This is a genomic window from Mesorhizobium delmotii, assembly GCF_900149755.1.
In the GTDB taxonomy this organism is placed as follows: Bacteria; Pseudomonadota; Alphaproteobacteria; order Rhizobiales; family Rhizobiaceae; genus Mesorhizobium; species Mesorhizobium delmotii.
The window spans coordinates 930-1,166 of the sequence record NZ_FUIG01000082.1 but is presented as its reverse complement, the minus strand read 5'-3'; the positions used below and the strand labels follow the sequence as shown (position 1 = coordinate 1,166).

1 pseudogene is annotated in these 237 nt (G+C 57.4%); it reads left to right on the top strand.

Going from position 1 to position 237, the window contains the following annotated elements:
- Positions 1–237: pseudogene (locus tag BQ8482_RS39870) on the top strand (calcium/proton exchanger); the annotation flags it as partial.

Below are 237 nucleotides of genomic sequence, written 5' to 3'. Positions count from 1 at the left end.
GCATCGCGCTTGGGGCCGCATCACAGATCGCGCTTTTCGTCGCCCCGATGATGGTGCTCCTCAGCTATGTCATCGGCCCTGCTCCGATGGACCTTCTGTTCTGGCCGGGCGCGGTCGTCATGGTGCTTATCGCGACGATAACGGCATTTCTGATGACCAATAACGGACGTTCCGCATGGTTCGTCGGAGTGCTGCTACTGATGGTCTATCTGATCTTCGCCATGACGATCTACCTTC